A 2,737-nucleotide genomic window follows, 5' to 3' on the forward strand; every position below is an offset into this window, starting at 1 on the left:
ATGTTGGTCGTCGCCGTGTTCTGTAGCGGGTGATAGTTGAGCCGTTCATGCCGCATCATACCGGCATCGAGAATAACCGTCACCCGACGAGCCTCGTCATTGATAAGGGCGAATGGTGTCACCGAGCCGGCCGGCACGCCCAAGACCTCCATCAGCAGATCGGGCTTGCCAAAGCTGAGGCGGTCGCAGGCAAGCGTCTTGTGCAAACTCGTGAGGTCGATATGTGCACGGCCGAGCGCGACGACAAGGAACAGACGGCCTTTCTTGTCCTTGAGAAACAGGTTCTTGGTGTGCCCGCCGGGGAGTTCGCGCTCCAGCTTGGAGCTTTCCGCCACCGTGAAGACGGCGGGGTGCTCGACCGTCTCGGTGTCGATACCGAGTTCGGCGAGGCGGGCGAACAGATCGTGTCGGGAAACAGGCACGCGGCTGGAACTCTCGGACATGGGGGCTACGCCGTCTTAGCCGACCCGGCTTCGCGCGCGCAACCTCCCGGGCTCGTTCCTGCCGGAGGCACCCAAACCATTGGCGCCGCGGCAGGTTTGTTCGTATCTGCGCACCGCGGCGCCCGCACTTGCCAACCCTGCGCCTTTGCTGCATAAGACCGCCCTTACCACCATGGACGCGGGTGTAGCTCAGGGGTAGAGCATCACGTTGCCAACGTGAGGGTCGAGGGTTCAAATCCCTTCGCCCGCTCCAACTTAGCCTTGTCCGGCCCGGAGACATGGGTAACGGAACGTACCTAAGACATAGGTGACAACCTCGGACCGAAGGGGTTGTCAATGGGCTGCAGGCTTCTCTGCTCCAGATCGATGTATCCCAGATCATAGTCGATGAAGGTGACGAGCCAAATGCCGTCGTCGACCTCCTTGATTCCGAGCCTTTGTCCGGCGAACACGCCTGAGATGTTGATCTTCTTTCTGTGCATGCAGATGCGTCCGCAGGCTGTGACGAGGACGTCGCGGTCGTGGAAGGGGTAGGCGATGTCGGGCAGGTCGACGTAGAGCCGTGGTGAGGGCGTATAGACCTCGGCGGGGCACTGCATGGCGATGGCCTCGTGGGGCCGCTCGGTGTTGAACTCGTGGACGAAGTCATCGAAGCGGGCCTGCTGCTGCAGGCTGTTCATGCCTGGCGGGCGGGTGGCTTCCTTCTTGAGGGTGAGGTGCATGCGCTCGTGGCGTCCGTTCTGCTGGGGATGGCCTGGCTTGATGCGCTCGATTGAGATGCCGAGCCTGAGCCACCAGACGGCGAGCTTGGAGAGATTGAAGAGGGCGTTGGGGCTGGCGAAGGGGACGCCGTTGTCGGATCGGATGGCGTGCGGCAGGCCGCGGTCGGCGAAGAGGCGTGCGAAGGCGGTGAATGCGAGGTCTTCCCTGGTAGATTCGAGGGCCTCGCACATGAGGAGGAAGCGGGAAGCCTGATCGGTGACGGTAAGGGGATAGCAGTAGCGACCGTTGCCGAGCTTGAACTCCCCCTTGAAGTCGGCGCACCACAGGTCGTTTGGGGCTACCCCGGCCGAGAGGGGTGTTCCTGTGGCGCGGTTGCGTTTGCGTCCTGTGCGTTTGACGAGGCCGTGGCGGTCGAGGACGGCATGGATGGTGCTTTTGGCGGGCAGGCGCACGTGGCCGTCGAGACGGCGGACGAGGAGTTCCCTGATCTTGCGGGCGCCCCAATGCGGCTTGGAGCGCTTGAGGTTGACGATCAGGCTCTCGACCTGGGCCGGGAGCTGGTTGGCATAGCGCACGGGCCGGCGCGAGCGGTCGGTTAGAGCCTCCAGGCCGTGCTCCTTGTAGCGATCGAAGATCTTGTATCCGGTCTTGCGCGAGATGCCGAACTCGCGGGCGAGATCGGTCATGGTCTCGCCCTCCAGCAGGCGGGCGACGAAGCGCAGGCGCTCTTCCACGGCCGAACACTCCTTCCAGGGCATCCCCACCTCCCGCCTGCTGCCGCAAGCGAAAAGTGTTACCCATGTGTCCGGTACGAAGTGTCACCTATGTCTCGGGCCGCTCACAAAGAGTTAGACCCGATCCCTCTTCTCTGACGTAGCTGCCGGCCACCTTGGACGGTGGGTTCGTGCCAGGAGCAGACGTGACTTATGTGCCGGAACGACCTGCAATCAGCGGCGGACCGACGCGATCTCCCTAAGCCGCCCGCGGCAGGTACCCTCTAGCACTCACCCTTGGCCATCATCGCCCACGCCAAGCGGGGCGATCCTGCTGGTGAGAGGGACGACAGCCATTCAGACTTTGTATTTGAACACCAAACTAAACAGCGCAATGCCGATGAGTTTCGGAAGCGCTCGCCATGCGTCTGTGGCCACCTACCAGCGCAGCACGCGATGTCCCGCAAGGGCACCGGTCAACGTCACCAGGCTCACGGCCAGCGTGTACCATATGGCCACGAATAGAGGTGAATCGTCCGGGCAATGGGTCGCGTAAAGCGCAGCCGACAGGCCGCCGGCCAGCAACCCGGCGACAGCGCCCGCCGCCGCGGGGGACCGCGGGGCACCCGCCCGCAGCGCGATCAGCAGGGCCACGAGCGGCACGATCGAAAGCAGTGGAATCGCCCTCAAACACGTGCTCGCGTAAAGTCCTGCTGCCCGCTCGTACCAATGCGCCGGCGGTATGACCGCGAGTTCGTACAACACCGCAACGGCAAGGAGCATCGGGACGACGGCAATCCATCCCACGACGTCCATTAGGCGTACCTCTGGGCGGGTCAATTCAAGGCATGCCCGCCA

3 protein-coding genes and 1 tRNA gene are annotated in these 2,737 nt (G+C 63.3%); 1 reads left to right on the top strand and 3 read right to left on the bottom strand.

The genetic code is table 11. From position 1 onward, the window contains the following. Nucleotides 1-443: prolyl-tRNA synthetase associated domain-containing protein (locus ACREC7_RS16245; protein WP_431556729.1), on the bottom strand; the 443-nt coding region annotated here is incomplete at its 3' end. A gap of 178 nt (nucleotides 444-621) precedes the next feature. On the opposite strand from ACREC7_RS16245, the gene ACREC7_RS16250 reads away from it, so the two are divergent. Then, a tRNA-Gly gene (locus tag ACREC7_RS16250) sits at nucleotides 622-696 on the top strand. A gap of 43 nt (nucleotides 697-739) precedes the next feature. Here ACREC7_RS16250 and ACREC7_RS16255 read toward each other — a convergent pair. Together ACREC7_RS16255 and ACREC7_RS16260 are read right to left on the bottom strand one after the other, a co-directional pair. Further along, complete coding sequence (locus tag ACREC7_RS16255) at nucleotides 740-1,924, bottom strand: IS481 family transposase (RefSeq protein WP_431556730.1); 1,185 nt, start codon at nucleotides 1,922-1,924, stop codon at nucleotides 740-742. A 393-nt stretch (nucleotides 1,925-2,317) separates the two neighbouring features. Beyond that, the coding region (locus tag ACREC7_RS16260) for an NrsF family protein (RefSeq protein WP_431556731.1) at nucleotides 2,318-2,737 on the bottom strand (420 nt) is incomplete at its 5' end.

Source organism: Methyloceanibacter sp. (genome assembly GCF_050728395.1).
Lineage (GTDB): Bacteria > Pseudomonadota > Alphaproteobacteria > Rhizobiales > Methyloligellaceae > Methyloceanibacter.